The sequence below is a fragment of the Rickettsia endosymbiont of Lasioglossum villosulum genome, assembly GCF_964026455.1.
In the GTDB taxonomy this organism is placed as follows: Bacteria; Pseudomonadota; Alphaproteobacteria; order Rickettsiales; family Rickettsiaceae; genus Rickettsia.
Genome location: NZ_OZ032152.1, coordinates 925491 through 940725 on the forward strand (window position 1 = coordinate 925491; position 15235 = coordinate 940725).

Below are 15235 nucleotides of genomic sequence, written 5' to 3' on the forward strand. Positions count from 1 at the left end.
CGTTTTTTATCCCCTCACAATTTTACCATACTCTTCTTTTAAAATATTCGCAATTTTATGATCATTAAAAGTAACTTTCTTATTACCAAGATCTATAGAATTAATATTTTGCACCTCAATTGCCGTACCTGTAGCAAAACAGCTGGTAAAATCTTCTATCTGTTCTAATCTTAGACGCTCTTCTTTTACTTCTAGCCCTAAATTTTTTGCAATTTCAATAATAGTTTGTCTTGTTATACCATCTAAAAATCTATCAGCAACTGGAGTATATAGCACATTATCTTTAACAAAGAAAATATTTGTTGTAGTACATTCCGCAATATACCCCTCATAATCAAGTAATAATGCATCATCATAGCCAAGGTCTTTAGCCTCTTTCTTGCTTGTTATTGCCATGTTATAATGAGCAGCGGATTTAGATTGCACTGGCATCATATTAGGTGCAGCTTTACGCCATCTGCTTACATGCAAATTAACTCCAGCGGTAAATGCTCGTGGCATAGAGGGAACAGCCGCAATCAAAACGTTAGTCGACAATTTAGGGTTAATAATATTTAAAGACTCACTCCCACACCAAACAAGTGGTCTTATATATGCATCCTGAATCTTGTTTTTCTCTATTAATAATTCATGAGCTTTTATAATTTCTTCTACACTATAAAGTACTTTCAATCCTAAAACTTCTGCTGATTTAACCAATCTTTCAGTATGTTCTTTAAGTTTAAAAACTTTCCCATTATAAGCCCGCTCACCCTCAAATACTGATCCTGAGTAATGCAAACTATGAGTTAAAACATGCACTGTAGCAAGTTCATAAGGAACTAACTCACCATTAATCCAAATATACCAAAGATTATTTTCTAAATTTTTTGTCATTGTTATTAATTGTTATTTGTACTAGAGTAAAAATGCATTGCGAGCGACTGCAAGGAGCGTGGCAATCTCATAAAGCAAACTCCTAAGATTGCTTCGTCGCTATGCTCCTCGCAATGACGGAAAAATTTTTAAAAATTACATCATATTTATATGCAAGAATATAAGGCACATATCCTAATTGTTGATGATGATACCAGAATATTAGCACTTTTAAAGCAATTTTTAAATAAAAATGAGTTTTTAGTATCAACGGCTGTATCAGCTATAGAGGCAAAGGATTTGTTAAAAACTTCTAATTACGATTTGATTATTTTAGACGTCATGTTACCAAGCATTACAGGGCTTGATTTTGCTACTACCATTAGGGACGCTGGCAATAATATACCAATAGTAATGTTAACTGCTTTATCGGAAGCTGATGACCGTGTTAAAGGTCTTGAAGCCGGTGCATCAGATTATGTTATTAAACCCTTTGAACCACGAGAATTATTATTGCGTATAAATAACTTGATCAATAATTATAACAATCCCAAAAAAGAAAAAAATATAACCAAATTTGGCAATAATTTTTATAATTATAATACTAAAGAATTTACTAAAAATGATCAGATAATTCCGCTTAGCTCTACTGAGCAAAAATTACTTGAAATATTTATAGAACGTCTTGGCACTTCTATTAGCCGCCTTGAGCTTTCAAAAATTATGGGAGGTCTTAGTGAACGTTCTATTGACGTACAAATTACCAGAATAAGAAATAAGCTAGAAGATAATCCTAAAGAACCGAAATATTTAAAAACCGTGCGTAATGAGGGATATGCACTTTATATCTAAATTATTACCTAGGACTTTATTCCTAAGATTTATGCTTATCATAATTATGCCGATTCTGATAGGACAGCTAGTTGCTATATTTTTGTTTTATGATCGTCATTGGTATAATGTTTCATATTATACTAGCACCATTATTATCAATGAAATAGAATCTTTAATTAAAGAGCATAAAGATAATCCAAAAGAAATAACACAATTATCAGAAAATTATCTCAATTTATCTTATCAATTTGAGCCTAATAAGAAACTATTAGCAAAACAGCCTAAGTTAAACGAACCCTTAACTATATTTAAAAATATTTTAAATACAAAAATTCATGAAAAAAATATAATTAACTTAACTAAGGAAAATAGAATTCAAGTATTATTAGAGCTAAATAACGAGGTATTAAATATTTCTTTTCCAGCCAAACTTTTACTTAACCCAACAGTATATATTTTTGTTCTATGGATTATATTTTTAACTATTATATTACTTTCCATCTCTATTATTTTCTCTAAGAATCAAATTAAATCAATAGTTGCTCTTGCAGATAGCATGGATGAATTCGGTCGAGGTATCTTAAAAAGTAAGAATTTTAAGCCTACAGGTGCTTTAGAAATAAGAAAAGCAGGGCTTGCTTTTTTAAAAATGAAATCTCGTATAGAAAAGCAAATTATCAAAAGAACTACCATGCTTGCTATGATTTCTCATGATTTAAGAACTCCTCTAACACGCATGAAATTACAACTTGAATTAATGGACGAAAATGAAGAAACTGACGGTCTAAAGCAAGATATATTAACTATGCAGCAAATGATAAACTCCTATCTAGATTTTGCAAGAGGCGAAAGTGCAGAACAATTTAAAGAAATTTTTATTTTATCCTGGATTAAATCTTTTTTAAATAAATGGTCACATATAGATATAAAGTTTATAAACCCTACTAAATTAGATGGAGTGAAACTTCGAATTAAACCACATTCTTTTGAAAGAGCCTTGTCTAATTTAATTAGTAACGCTATAAAATATGGTACTAAAGTTAGAATTTCGTTAAATGCTAACTCATCTAACTTATCAATAATCATTGAAGATAATGGCAGCGGCATAGATAATGCAGAAAAACCTTTAGTATTAAAGCCATTTTATAGATCGGATAAAGCAAGGCAGTTAGATAATTCAAGTAATGTAGGTCTCGGACTTGCTATTACTCGTGAGATAGTAAAGGATCATAACGGATTTCTTTATCTAGAAGATAGTAAGGATTTAGGTGGGTTGTCGGTTAGAGTAGAAATTCCTGTATATACTAAGATAGAACTCTAAAAATTGGTATAGTCGTTATTGCGAGGAGGGATTGCCTGCGTGGATCGAAAGTCGTCTGAGCTACGCGAATGAAATGAGCGTGGCAATCCAGAAAAAATAATAAAAAATACTATAAATTAGCATTTTTTAGCTGGATTGCTTCGTCAATTACTTCGTAATTTCCTTAGCTCAGACGGAAAAACCGATCTACGCAATAATGCCTTGTGAAAGCAGAGCTTTGATGCAATCTCAGGACATTCTGATAAGATTGCCACGCTACTTTCAGTGGCTCACAATGACGTTAAAAAGAACCAAAAATATATATTTAATAATGACTAACATAAAACATTTAGCAATAATAATGGATGGTAATGCACGCTGGGCAGCTACGCATGACTTACCTAAATCTGAAGGACATAGAGCCGGAGCTGATAAAGTACATGAATTATTACCGGAATTTATTAACCTTAAAATACCATATGTTACGCTATATACTTTCTCTTCCGAAAACTGGCAACGCTCAACTACAGAAATATCTTTTTTAATGAAGTTATTAAACATTTATTTAAAAAAAGAGCTAGATAATTTACATAGAAATGGCATTAAAATAAAAGTAATAGGTAGGCTTAATTTATTAAGCGACTCATTGCAAAAACAAATAAATAATGCTATAGAATTAACGAAAGATAATAATAAATTAACTCTTTGTATAGCTTTTAGCTATGGTAGTCGTCAAGAAATAACAGACGCTTGCACTAAGATTATCGCAAGCGGTAAAACAGAAATTCTTGAGAGCGATATACAAAATGCGTTATATGATCCGGAAATGCCTGATGTAGATTTATTAATAAGACCTGGCGGTGTTTTTCGGATTAGTAATTTCTTACTTTGGCAAGCAGCTTATGCTGAACTATATTTTTCTCAAAAATATTGGCCTGATTTTAATAAAGAAGACATAATAAACGCTATAGATGATTATTCAAAAAGGAAAAGAACATTTGGCAAAAGATAAACAAAAATCAAATTTATATTTAAGAATACTGTCTGGTATAATATTAGTACCATCATTTGTGGTAGCCATATTATGGCTTAAACCTTTATTCTATGTTTTAATGATATTAGTAGCTATAGGAATGCTTAGCGAATGGTATGATATGACCCACTCCTCTATTATGTATCTAATAATAGGGTTAATTATTATCCCAATTCCCATAAGCTTGTTAATATCCTTAAGTAGCAATCCCATAAATAACTGGCTTATTATGCTTTATTTTTGCATAATTTGGTCGGTAGATACATTTGCGATGATTGGAGGCAAAACCTTGGGCGGTGCAAAACTTGCTCCAAAAATCAGCCCTAAAAAAACTTGGAGCGGCTTAATTACAGGAATATTATCGGCAGGTTTAGTTGCAACCTTAATTAGTTTTATACCAAGTTTTTACATTGAAAATTACTATTTCTCAAATAGGATTTATCTGTTTATAATTAGTTGTATGCTAGCTTTAATAGCTCAGCTAAGTGATTTATTTATTTCATATTTTAAACGAAAGTTTAATATTAAGGATAGCGGCGATATTATACCTGGTCATGGGGGAGTGTTAGATAGATTTGACAGTATAATTTTAACTGCCCCAATATTATTTTTTATAAATGGATTATATTTATGAGTATTTTTAATTCAATACTTTCAAATAATCATACAAAAAAAATAATTTTAAATATTTTTCTAGCATTGCTGCTAGGATATTTTGTTTTTCACTGCATTTACGGCAATAAAGGAGTTATTGCATATTTAAAAGTAAATAGACAACTTGAAAAAGCCTATGATGAATTGAAATTATTGCGAGCTGAACGAGTAGAGCTTGAACATAATGTTAAATTACTTAGAACCGAATCGTTAGATAAGGATATGCTAGATGAACAAGCACGCAAAGTTTTAGGTATAGCAGCTCCAAGCGAACAAGTTTTTAACACCAATAGCAAACCATAGGCTCATCACAGAAATTAAAATTTAACTGAAGAATATATTATGACTATTACGCTTTACCAAAACGATTTACCAGATGATTTTGAACTTGAAGGTGATTTAGCAATAGATACCGAAACGATGGGATTAAATTTATATAGAGATAAACTTTGTCTATTGCAGTTTAGTAACGGAAATGGTGATGCTCACCTTGTGCATTTTCTAGATCAAAACTATAATGCTCCTAACCTAAAAAATTTACTAAGTGATAAAGAACGTTGCAAGATATTTCATTTCGCAAGGTTTGATTTAGCAGCGATAAAAAAATATTTGGGAGTTGATTTAGAGAATATCTTTTGTACTAAAATATCTTCAAAGCTAGTTAGAACTTATACTGAAAGCCATGGGCTTAAGGATATATGTAGAGAATTGTTAGGAGTAAATATTTCCAAACAACAACAATCTTCTTATTGGGGTGCTGATAATCTATCTTCTGACCAACAAGAATATGCTGCTAAAGATGTGCTTTATTTGCATAAGTTAAGAGAGCATTTAATAGCAATGTTAGTTAAAGAAAATAGATTTGAACTTGCTCAAGACATCTTTAAATTTCTACCAACCAGAGCCAATTTAGATTTAGTCGGCTGGGATGAAGTTGATATCTTTACGCATTGAATTTTTTGATGCTATAAAACGTTATTGCGAGGAGAAACTGGTCTTGTTGCATGGCTCCGATGTCATCCCCGCTTAAGGCTTGCTTGCGGGGATCATTTCCCCCTGTCACCCCCGTGGCTTGGGAACTAGGTCCAGCTAAAAAATATTAATATCTATTAATTAGTTAATAATTGTTAATGAGTTTTTTATTCTTATGTTGTGATAAATAAGATATATTAATAATTCATTTTAATTCAGAAATCTTATAATGCTTAAAATACCTATCGATAATATTATCATATTCTTATATCTGATATCAATTTTAGCCGTAGGTGTTTATTACCGAGCTAAAAACAGTAGCTTTAAAAATTATGCCAATGTAGAGAGTAAGGTTCAGAATAGCAAACTGCTATTAATAGCTACTATATTTGCAAGTTCTGTAGGAGGAGCTACTACTTTTGGTATTACAGAAAAAACTTTTTTAGGACATGCATATTATGCTTACGCTTTAATACTTACTATCCCGATAGATATCATAATCGCTATTTATGTAGTGCCACTAATTGCAAAACATCATGGGGCAGAAAGCATAGGCGATATAATGAGTATATATTATGGCAATCTAGGTCGCTTTATTGGCGGGGTTAGCTCTGTAATTGTATCGGTTGGATTTTTAGCAGCTCAAATAAGCGTCAGCGGTTATATTTTTCAATATATCTTAGAAATAAATTATATTGAGGGAGTAATTTTAAGCTATAGTATAGTACTTATATACACTACAATAGGTGGGCTGCAATCTATTGTTTTTACTAATTTACTGCAATTTTTTGCTATGATAATTGCGATACCTGTTGTCACTTTTATAGGACTAAACAAAATTGGTTCTATAAATCCTATAGGCGATTTGATTGTTGAAACTAATCCATCTAACTTATTTTCTTATATAATCGCTGCTGCTTTAAGCTTTAGCGTAATGAATCTATACCCTACCTTTATTCAAAGAGCTTTGATTAATAAAAACCCTACTCAAACGACTAAAGCAATATATACAAAATCGGTTATATATTTATTCTTTTTAATTTGTGTTACTTTAAACGGATTAATTGCTTATAAACTTTATCCAGAGCAACCATCAAGCTTAGTATTACCTTATCTGATCAATCAAATAATCCCGCCTTTAATTCAAGGCTTAGTCATAAGCGGGCTGCTTGCTGCTGTTATGTCTACTGCCGACTCTGACTTAAACGTTACTTCCATAGCTATTGTTAAAGACATAATTAACCCAATTCTAAAGGTAAAAAATGAGCAAAAACTATTATTAATTGCCCGAATTATTAACGTAGCAACAGGAAGCCTTGCTATAATTGCTGCCTTAAAATTCAGTAACGTAATAGATTTAGTAGTATTTTTTACTGGCTTTTGGGGACCTGTAATATTAGTACCGCTAGTAACAACGCTTTTTAGCATTAGAGTACCAACACAAATAATGGTTTTATCATCAATAAGCGGAGCAGCAACTTTTCTATTTTGGGAACATTATTCCTTATCTCTACAATATTTTAACCTCAGGGGAGTATTTATAGGAACGATGGTAAGCTGTTTTATATTTATGTTAGGTATAGTGACAAATAAGATTAATAGGAGGTAATAGTAAAAGGCTCAGCACCCTCTTCAAGAATATTTAAATATTTACGATACACGTATATTTTGTCGCGTTTTTTACCGCTTATTTCTTCTAAAATATTAAGTTTTCTCATTAATTCAAGAGCATGCCTTGCCGTAGGTGCAGTTATATCTAGCCCCTTAGCAAGCATAGATACATTTACTTGCGGCAATAATTTCATATATTCTAAAACTTGCTTACAAACAAATCTTGCTCGCCCTGCTTTTTCTATCTGGGTAATATCTTCTTCAAATAATTGATTAATAAGATTGGTTGTTTGGATTGCCTGCATTGCAGATTTATGAATGCCTTCTAAAAAAAACTCCAGCCAAGTTTCCCAATTACCATGGATCCTGACTTCTTGAAGTAGCTCATAATAAATATGACGATTTTGTTTTAAGTAAAGGCTCAAATATAGAATTGGGGCATTAAGTATTTCATTATGACAAAGCAACAATGTAATTAGTAATCGTCCTAAACGTCCATTACCATCTAAAAATGGATGAATTGTTTCAAATTGAACATGAGCAATACCGGCTTTAATAAGAACCGGCAGGCTATTATCATGCAAAAAATTTTCAAAATGAGACAGGCAATCATTTAAATAATTTACAGGAGGAGGAACAAATAACGCATTGCCTGGTCTTGTGCCACCAATCCAGTTCTGAGAACGCATAAATTCTCCTGGCAATTTTTTAGAGCCACGCCCTCCAGAAAGTAATATATTATGGATTTCCCGCAATAATCTTAAGGAAAAAGGAAAACCATCTTTTAACCTTTCTAAACCATACATTATAGCTTTTACATAATTAGATACTTCTTCCACATCTTCTATGGATATTTCAGGTTTTTGATTATGCTCAAATAACATTAAGTCTGAAAAAGAGCTTTGTGTACCTTCAATTTGGCTTGAGAGCAATGCTTCCTTGCGGACATACATATAAATAAATAACGAAGTATTAGGGATAGATTTACAGGTTATGTTTAACTCTGCAAGTGCTAAGGTAGCTTTTTCAAGGTGAGTATATAATTTTACTAAATCTATAGGAGGTTCAGGTGGTATATAAGCCTTATATGACTCACCTGATACTTTTTGAATGATGTATTTACCTATGCGTTTATTCATATTCTATCCTTTCTTAAGAGATATACCTTAAGAAAGGATAACTTATTATCTTTTCTTAGTAAAGATTAAAAAGAAAAGTTTTTGAATAATACAAATAAAGAATAATATATAGATGAAGATACTTCTTCTTAATTTAGGCACACAATAAAGTTAATCTTACTCTAATTTTCTAAATTAATATAATACCTTGTAGCTTTAAGTTCGCCGGTTTTAATAAATGCCTGCATCTCTACCAATTCTTGTAGATCTCTTGTAGCAGTGGCTTTAGAGGTTTTGGTGATGTTTAGATAATTTTTAGCACTCAAACCACCTTTAAAGCCCTCTACCCCCTCTTCAAAAATTCTTTTAATTACTTTTTCCTGTCTTGTGTTTAATGCATTCTTAAATTTATCATAAAATTTTGTTTTATTTATTAAAAACTCAATATTAAGTAAAGTATAATCCTGAGCTTTAATTATCGTTTTAACAAAGTATAATATCCAGTCAGTAATTTCTAAACTTTTATTGTTATTTTCTAGATCATTATAATATAACTTTTTTTCCTGATTTATTACGTGAGACAAAGCTATTAATATTGGTTTTCCTATATTTTGACATAGCATTTTTATAGTGATAACTCTACCTATTCTTCCATTACCATCTTCAAACGGATGTATAGACTCAAAATAAAGATGGGCAATAGCAGCTTTAGTAAGTGGAGTAATAGAATCCGTAATATTATTATACCATTCTATAAATCTATCCATTTCTTTTGGTACAATATCAGATGGCGGTGCTTCAAAATGTACTATTGGCTCATAATATTTGCCTGAAACTACCTGCATTGGCTCTAGGTGGATGCGATATTTTCCTATAGCATCTAAATCTTTTCTACCGTTCATTAACATTTCATGCCAACGAAATAAACAGTCATGGTTTAAAGGCTGATCATATGAATAATACATATCGGCAAGCAATTCTGAGATACCATTTTCCGCAGGCGAAGCTTTTCTATTATCCCTTGCTATATTAAAATAACGCTTTATAGAGGATTGCAAGCTGTCTCTATTTAAATATTCACCCTCAATTTCAGAACTATTTAACGCTTCATCACTTGCAAGCATAACAACTAAATTATCTTTATCTGATTTCGAAAGATGTTTAGTTGCCCCTAAAAGAACACCGCTATTATTGATAAAACGTTTTTCCAAATCAGAAATATTTTTCTGATCATATTTAAAATTAGACCAATCTTTATGCTGCCAATTCCATATCATGAGCTATAAATATTTATTTTATAACTCATATTATAGCATATTTTGAGTTATAAAATAAGTTTTTATTACTCAGATAGCGTATTTTTAAAATATTAAACTTCTACGATCATATTTAAATAGATTCATTATCTGAACTAATCTCATCACCTGATAATACAACTTCTATATCTTCATCATTTTTAAATACTTTATTAAGATCAGTTATTTCAGCACTGCTGCGTGCTCCTAATACTAATTTATTGACTTTATTTAGACTTTTAAATACAACTTTTGTATCAGATGCAATTGTTATCATTCCACTAAACGTTTCTGAAAAATTACTTTCAAAATAATTTGTTGTGCCGGAATTAAGTTTTGTACTTTCAATTTTTTGATCACGCATATTTTCCTCTTTAAGTTAATTTAGTCTTATATAAATTATTACTACAATAAGTTATATAATATTTCAATCAAAAAATTTTATTAAATTTTTCATTTAACACTTTACTCAACTTATAATTGTTATTATAATGCATTTTTTAAATTTAAGCGGCTATGATATTAAGGCTATATTGCTGCCTCATATTTATTATAATTGTTTTTGATATTAACACGGCACATGCTTCCGCATGGCTGTTAGAGCAAGGTAGATATAGATATATTGTAGGAGGAAATAAAACTAATAAAATCTCAAAAACAGAAAAAAAGCAAAGAGAGGAAACTGTTTTACATATAAACAATAGAATAATATATCTTAGGCAACATCTTGAAGAAGTAAAAAATCAACCTAATCTTCAAGCAAAAATTCTACGGCAAATAAAAAAATTAGAGCAGAAAATACTGAAGTTATTATCCTATCAGGATGAGCAGTTTGCAAATATCTGTATAGAGTATGGCATAACCGATAACCAAAATATAGGTATGAATTTCTTACATAAAAACGATAAATTTATAAATAAAAAAAATACAAGCCTAGAAGCTGCTATTTATTACAAGTTTAAATTATTTGGTGATCATGATTTTGTTATTTCAGCTCAACCTAAAATCCTGATGGTTAGTAATAAAAAGCAGAAAGAGAGTTTTTTAGGAGAAATATCTTTATTAACAGGAATGTCTAAAAATATCCATTCCGTTACTATATTTAGCCAAAATGCAATTAGCTTTGGACATTCTATAAATAATACTGGTTATAAGAAGATGTATTATAATTTCTCTATTTGTGAGGGCATTAAATTTAGCAACGGAATAATGCTTACAAGTTTTACAAAATATCACACTAGAAAAAATTACGGCTCTATATATGATAACTCTGTTTATGAGCAATTAGGGGTTGCAAAAATAATTAACTTTGGAAAAGAAAACAAAAGTTCATTAACAACTCAAATAGGTTATTTTTGGGATCGCAGCCTTTCAAACAAAAAATATAAAATATCAGGTATAAGCTTTTCAGCATGGTTAGATGTATAGATGAAGATAAAATTTTGCAACTAATTAAAGATAGAAAGCAGTTAGCTGACTTAAATACTATTATCAAAAAGGATGTAATCGACAATGAATTAATAATTGATATGCTTTATGAAAATAAGATACTACCAATAATAAATAATATTTCTTCTATTAAAATTTATAATTATTCTAATGCTCAAGAATATGTAATGCAGGGATATTTTGTTTATGAAGATAAAGCAGGAAATAAAATTACTGCCATAAATAATTTAAAATTATTATTTGATGAAAAGAATAACTTTTCTTCTATAGCCCTAATCAAGAAATATTATTTTTATAAGTCATTAGAGCAGAACTTTGCTCACTTAAATAGTATTAAAGCTAAATATGATCTTAAATTTAAAGTTGGAACAATTACTGCTAAAAATATTAATTATGCAAATAAGGTAATAATATTTTTTGTTGTGTTTATAGTAATATTAATTTATTTGCCGGTTTTATTTCATATTACTAATAATATAAGCTACTTTGTACAAAATGTTTTAAAATCGCTCTTATTTGTAAAAGCAACCAGAGACTATAAGCCATTAGAAATAAAACAGACGTGAAACAGTATAGAAGAGCTACCGATTTATACAATTTTAGTGCCATTATATAAAGAGTTAAGCAAATTAAGATCAATAATCAAAAATATTTCATTAATTAATTACCCTGATAGTAAACTAGATGTCAAAATAATTATCGAAGATGATGATTATTTAATGATTAAAGAAATGGCATTATATAATTTACCTGCATATTTTCACGTGATACTAGTACCCCAAAGCTTCCCCAAAACTAAACCAAAAGCCCTTAATTATGCTTTAGAATATTCACGAGGTGAATATGTAGTTGTTTACGATGCTGAAGATAAACCTGAACCAGATCAACTACTTAAGGCTTTAGCAATGTTTAAGAGTTTAGCACCCGATTTTATTTGTCTGCAAGCCAAGCTCAATTTTTATAATAAAAACGAAAATGTTTTAACTAAAATGTTTAATCTAGAATATAGCTTATGGTTTGAATATATTTTAAAAGGGTTAAGTTTGCTCAAGCTCCCTACCCCACTTGGCGGTACGAGCAATCATTTTAAAGCAGATATATTACGTAGGTTGGGTGGCTGGGATGCTCATAACGTAACCGAAGATGCTGAAATTGGGTTAAGAATTTACTCGCAAAATTATAAGGTAGCCATTCTTGACTCATATACTTTAGAAGAAGCACCAAATAGTTTAGGTAATTGGTTAAATCAAAGATCACGTTGGATCAAAGGTTTTTTGCAAACATTTTTTGTGTTTATAGCACAAAAAGATAAGTATAAAAAACTTACTTTGTTACAAATGATAACTATTTATATTTTCATTGGGCTATCAACTTATAATTTCTGGTGCTTACCTTTTATAATATTTTCCATTATTATAAATAAAAACCCTATAATTGATTATGTATGGCTGGTTAATAGTATTTTTTCCCTCTTATATTTATACGGAACTGTTATTTATATATTAAAAAATTCTTTAAAATTTGGAAAAATAAAGTTTCAGGATTTAATAGCGTTAGTTTTGTGGGCTGGCTATTTCATATTACATACTATAGCCTCATATAAAGCAGTTTTTGAAATTATCTTCTGTCCGTTTAAATGGAATAAAACAAAACATGGCGTTAGTTTAGAAGATTTTGAGGAATAAGTTTATTGTATTATTAATTATTTTAAAGAAATAAGATGGGAATTAATTACCTCAAAAACAACCTCAAAATGTAATAATATATACTCTTTTAGATTCTCTCAAAAATATCGTGGCACTGTATCGCAAATACTTTAAAATTTGGAAGTCAAATAAGCGCTTTCCCCCACAGACTCTTATATTTTAACTCCTATAACTTCTAATACTGCTTTATAAATTATTTGCATAGTGGTAGGATTACAACTAGTTAGAGGTCCTAAAATTAAACGTTTATTATCTATGCTACGTATTTGGTCTATTAACAGGTCCGAATCTTTTTCTAATTTATTATGAGCTTTAATACGGATTCGTAAAGGAAAAGCATCATCTATCAAATTAGTTGTCAAGGGGATGATTAAAGTAGACGGATGACTCGCATCTAATAATACTTGATCTTGAATAATTAGTACAGGTCTCGTTTTGCCAGGCTCACTACCAACTTTAGGATTCAAATCGGCAAGCCAAATTTCTCCGAGATTAATTTTCAGGGTCATGTTCAATATTAGAAAATTCAGAATTTATTTTTATACTTTCTGTGCGAGTACGCATACTAGCTGCAAATAACTTCTCTTGCCGTTCTTGCTCATATAAGCTTTTATTCATGTTTTCAATAGATTTTCTAATATACTGACTACGTGAAATATGAAGTTTTCTAGCCCTCTTAGTTACTTCTTCTGCTAAGTCATCGGGTAATCTTACAGTAAGTGCGGACATATGATATGCTTTAAGTATTACAATTATAGTTACATTAATATAATATAATTTGTAATACAATTTATGTCAAGTCATCCTTTTTATTAATCCCCTATTAGTTGCTTAAGCAAACTATTATATACTCTCTGCAAATAACCGATATAGGGAATATATGGTAAAAAATTATTGGAAAAAGTTTTGGGGTAGTAATGTTACTAAATCCCAGCATTTTATTGAGCTAAATGACCTTGCTTATGGTAATATAAAGAAAGTTAGAGTGGGGATCGATGCTTATCGTGAAAATGTTATAGTCTATAGATGTGTCAACCTAATTGCTCAATCAGCTGGACATGTTCCTTGGAAAGTACTAAAAAGTAAAAGTGGTGAAGTAATCACAAATCATCCCTTAAATAATTTACTCAAAAGACCAAATCCTGAAAAAGCTGGAGCTGATTTTTTCAGTGAATTAATATCTAGTATGTTATTGTTTGGTAATAGTTATATTTTATCGACATCAGACTTTAGACCTAAAGAGATTTATTTACTACCGGCTAGTGCAACTGAAGCAGTATTAGACAAAAATATTTTGGTTGCATATAAATATCAAAGTGCAAGCGGTAATAAATTATATAGAATAGATCCTATTTCTAAAATAAGCAGGGTTTTGCATTTAAAAAATTATCACCCTACCAATTACCATTACGGCTTATCATCTTTAGAGGCCGCTTCACTTCCTATTGATTTACATCAACAATCTTCTTACTGGAATCATTCATTATTACAAAATGGTGCTAGACCATCTGGAGCGTTAATAGTTAAAGATAGTAATGGCTACCTTAGCGATGAACAATTTGAAAGATTACAAGCACAATTATCAGAAAAATTTACCGGTAACAATAATGCCGGTAAGCCTTTATTGCTTGAGGGTGGGCTTGGTTGGCAGGAAATGAGTATCAACCCAAAAGATATGGATTTTATTCAGTCTAAGAATGCTGCCGCAAGAGAGATAGCCCTAGCATTTGGAGTGCAGCCTCAATTACTTGGTATTAACGGCGATAATACCTATAGCAATATGTAAGAAGCACGTCTTGCTTTATGGGAAGAAACCTTAATTCCGTTACTTGATAAAATTGCTGATAATATAAGTAATTGGTTTTCTTATCTGTTTAATGAAGAAATTACCATTGATTTTGATTCTGATAGTATATCCGCCTTAACCGAAAAACGTGAAAATCTTTGGGCTAAAATTGCTAATGCTAATTTCATGACTCTAAACGAAAAAAGAGCATTTGTTGGGCTTCCTAAAATAAAAGATGGGGATAGTTTATGATCAAAGATACTACAGATACTTTAAATAATTTATATAATTTCACTACTAAGCTTATTCTTTTGCTTGAAGATGAGCTAGAGTCCCTTACTTTAAATAAAAGTGAAAATAATCTAGCTGATACCAAAAATATTGCAGAAATATTAAATAAATTAGTTAACCTACTAATACAATTAAATAAACTACCTAATAATCAAATAACATTTGAAACTTCAAAAATAGATGAAAAGGATAAAATGATCATAGATAATTTCTTAAAAAATTATAATTTAAAGCATCTTTTTTAAAAAATAGTCAATCCTTACAAACCCAAGATATTATTACATACTTCTAACCTTATTATTATATTCTCTACCCTTAAATCTATCCTTAG

17 protein-coding genes and 1 pseudogene are annotated in these 15235 nt (G+C 30.3%); 12 read left to right on the plus strand and 6 right to left on the minus strand.

Features of this window, described 5'->3' with window-relative positions; translation table 11 throughout:
• Positions 1-6: 6 nt before the first annotated feature.
• Positions 7-882, minus strand: a complete 876-nt coding sequence (locus tag AAGD49_RS04530; protein ID WP_341789225.1) for a branched-chain amino acid transaminase — start codon at positions 880-882, stop codon at positions 7-9.
• 144 nt (positions 883-1026) lie between these two features.
• On the opposite strand from AAGD49_RS04530, the gene AAGD49_RS04535 reads away from it, so the two are divergent.
• The 7 genes from AAGD49_RS04535 (at position 1027) to AAGD49_RS04565 (ending at position 7257) form a co-directional block, all read left to right on the plus strand.
• Positions 1027-1707, plus strand: a complete 681-nt coding sequence (locus AAGD49_RS04535) for a response regulator transcription factor (RefSeq protein ID WP_011477410.1) — start codon at positions 1027-1029, stop codon at positions 1705-1707.
• On the plus strand, positions 1691-3010 hold the full coding sequence (locus AAGD49_RS04540; protein ID WP_341789226.1) for a sensor histidine kinase: 1320 nt from the start codon (positions 1691-1693) through the stop codon (positions 3008-3010). Before AAGD49_RS04535 ends, AAGD49_RS04540 begins: the two co-directional genes overlap by 17 nt.
• 310 nt (positions 3011-3320) lie before the next feature.
• On the plus strand, positions 3321-4001 hold the full coding sequence (gene uppS, locus AAGD49_RS04545) for a polyprenyl diphosphate synthase (protein ID WP_341788107.1): 681 nt from the start codon (positions 3321-3323) through the stop codon (positions 3999-4001).
• Entirely contained in the window at positions 3961-4656 is a 696-nt protein-coding gene (locus AAGD49_RS04550) for a phosphatidate cytidylyltransferase (RefSeq protein ID WP_341788108.1), read from the plus strand. Before uppS ends, AAGD49_RS04550 begins: the two co-directional genes overlap by 41 nt.
• A complete protein-coding gene (locus tag AAGD49_RS04555) occupies positions 4653-4979 on the plus strand; it encodes a septum formation initiator family protein (protein ID WP_341788109.1) in 327 nt (108 codons plus the stop codon). The genes AAGD49_RS04550 and AAGD49_RS04555 overlap by 4 nt, the downstream gene beginning before the upstream one ends.
• Positions 4980-5018: 39 nt before the next feature.
• On the plus strand, positions 5019-5630 hold the full coding sequence (locus tag AAGD49_RS04560) for a ribonuclease D (protein WP_341788110.1): 612 nt from the start codon (positions 5019-5021) through the stop codon (positions 5628-5630).
• A 247-nt stretch (positions 5631-5877) separates the two neighbouring features.
• Positions 5878-7257 (plus strand): sodium:solute symporter family protein, encoded by a 1380-nt coding sequence (locus tag AAGD49_RS04565; protein ID WP_341788111.1) that lies wholly within the window; start codon positions 5878-5880, stop codon positions 7255-7257.
• On the opposite strand, the gene AAGD49_RS04570 is transcribed toward AAGD49_RS04565, so the two are convergent.
• From AAGD49_RS04570 to AAGD49_RS04580, 3 genes are all read right to left on the minus strand, one after another.
• Positions 7244-8398, minus strand: a complete 1155-nt coding sequence (locus AAGD49_RS04570) for a Fic family protein (protein WP_341788112.1) — start codon at positions 8396-8398, stop codon at positions 7244-7246. The genes AAGD49_RS04565 and AAGD49_RS04570 overlap by 14 nt on opposite strands.
• Before the next feature lie 161 nt (positions 8399-8559).
• Positions 8560-9654, minus strand: coding sequence for a Fic family protein (locus AAGD49_RS04575; RefSeq protein WP_341788113.1), 1095 nt, complete (start codon positions 9652-9654; stop codon positions 8560-8562).
• 112 nt (positions 9655-9766) lie between these two features.
• Positions 9767-10036, minus strand: coding sequence for a hypothetical protein (locus tag AAGD49_RS04580; RefSeq protein WP_341788114.1), 270 nt, complete (start codon positions 10034-10036; stop codon positions 9767-9769).
• Between the two features lie 518 nt (positions 10037-10554).
• Here AAGD49_RS04580 and AAGD49_RS04585 point away from each other — a divergent pair.
• From AAGD49_RS04585 to AAGD49_RS04595, 3 genes are read left to right on the plus strand one after another with little or no spacing between them, the layout of a single operon-like run.
• Positions 10555-11100, plus strand: a complete 546-nt coding sequence (locus AAGD49_RS04585; RefSeq protein ID WP_341789227.1) for a hypothetical protein — start codon at positions 10555-10557, stop codon at positions 11098-11100.
• The gene (locus AAGD49_RS04590) at positions 11085-11687 is read left to right on the plus strand and encodes a hypothetical protein (protein WP_341788115.1); all 603 of its coding nucleotides are present in this window, start codon (positions 11085-11087) and stop codon (positions 11685-11687) included. The genes AAGD49_RS04585 and AAGD49_RS04590 overlap by 16 nt, the downstream gene beginning before the upstream one ends.
• Positions 11688-11723: 36 nt before the next feature.
• Positions 11724-12806, plus strand: coding sequence for a glycosyltransferase family 2 protein (locus AAGD49_RS04595; RefSeq protein WP_341788116.1), 1083 nt, complete (start codon positions 11724-11726; stop codon positions 12804-12806).
• 173 nt (positions 12807-12979) lie between these two features.
• Here the strand turns inward: AAGD49_RS04595 and AAGD49_RS04600 are convergent, their stop codons facing one another.
• Positions 12980-13336, minus strand: a complete 357-nt coding sequence (locus AAGD49_RS04600) for a type II toxin-antitoxin system PemK/MazF family toxin (RefSeq protein ID WP_341788117.1) — start codon at positions 13334-13336, stop codon at positions 12980-12982.
• Positions 13320-13556, minus strand: a complete 237-nt coding sequence (locus AAGD49_RS04605) for a ribbon-helix-helix protein, CopG family (protein ID WP_341788118.1) — start codon at positions 13554-13556, stop codon at positions 13320-13322. The genes AAGD49_RS04600 and AAGD49_RS04605 overlap by 17 nt, the downstream gene beginning before the upstream one ends.
• 151 nt (positions 13557-13707) lie before the next feature.
• Between AAGD49_RS04605 and AAGD49_RS04610 the strand changes: the two are divergent.
• Both AAGD49_RS04610 and AAGD49_RS04615 read left to right on the plus strand, forming a co-directional pair.
• Positions 13708-14865, plus strand: a pseudogene (locus AAGD49_RS04610) (phage portal protein).
• On the plus strand, positions 14862-15149 hold the full coding sequence (locus AAGD49_RS04615) for a hypothetical protein (RefSeq protein WP_341788119.1): 288 nt from the start codon (positions 14862-14864) through the stop codon (positions 15147-15149). Before AAGD49_RS04610 ends, AAGD49_RS04615 begins: the two are co-directional and overlap by 4 nt.
• The last annotated feature ends 86 nt before the right edge of the window (positions 15150-15235 follow it).

Excerpts from the sequence above, each read along its gene's own strand:
- AAGD49_RS04535 (WP_011477410.1), top strand. The coding sequence starts at position 1,027 with ATGCAAGAATATAAGGCACATATCCTAATTGTTGATGATGATACCAGA.
- AAGD49_RS04540 (WP_341789226.1), top strand. The coding sequence starts at position 1,691 with ATGCACTTTATATCTAAATTATTACCTAGGACTTTATTCCTAAGATTT.
- uppS (WP_341788107.1), top strand. The coding sequence starts at position 3,321 with ATGACTAACATAAAACATTTAGCAATAATAATGGATGGTAATGCACGC.
- AAGD49_RS04550 (WP_341788108.1), top strand. The coding sequence starts at position 3,961 with ATGATTATTCAAAAAGGAAAAGAACATTTGGCAAAAGATAAACAAAAA.
- AAGD49_RS04555 (WP_341788109.1), top strand. The coding sequence starts at position 4,653 with ATGAGTATTTTTAATTCAATACTTTCAAATAATCATACAAAAAAAATA.
- AAGD49_RS04560 (WP_341788110.1), top strand. The coding sequence starts at position 5,019 with ATGACTATTACGCTTTACCAAAACGATTTACCAGATGATTTTGAACTT.
- AAGD49_RS04565 (WP_341788111.1), top strand. The coding sequence starts at position 5,878 with ATGCTTAAAATACCTATCGATAATATTATCATATTCTTATATCTGATA.
- AAGD49_RS04570 (WP_341788112.1), bottom strand. The coding sequence starts at position 8,398 with ATGAATAAACGCATAGGTAAATACATCATTCAAAAAGTATCAGGTGAG.
- AAGD49_RS04575 (WP_341788113.1), bottom strand. The coding sequence starts at position 9,654 with ATGATATGGAATTGGCAGCATAAAGATTGGTCTAATTTTAAATATGAT.
- AAGD49_RS04580 (WP_341788114.1), bottom strand. The coding sequence starts at position 10,036 with ATGCGTGATCAAAAAATTGAAAGTACAAAACTTAATTCCGGCACAACA.
- AAGD49_RS04585 (WP_341789227.1), top strand. The coding sequence starts at position 10,555 with ATGAATTTCTTACATAAAAACGATAAATTTATAAATAAAAAAAATACA.
- AAGD49_RS04590 (WP_341788115.1), top strand. The coding sequence starts at position 11,085 with ATGGTTAGATGTATAGATGAAGATAAAATTTTGCAACTAATTAAAGAT.
- AAGD49_RS04600 (WP_341788117.1), bottom strand. The coding sequence starts at position 13,336 with ATGACCCTGAAAATTAATCTCGGAGAAATTTGGCTTGCCGATTTGAAT.
- AAGD49_RS04605 (WP_341788118.1), bottom strand. The coding sequence starts at position 13,556 with ATGTCCGCACTTACTGTAAGATTACCCGATGACTTAGCAGAAGAAGTA.
- AAGD49_RS04615 (WP_341788119.1), top strand. The coding sequence starts at position 14,862 with ATGATCAAAGATACTACAGATACTTTAAATAATTTATATAATTTCACT.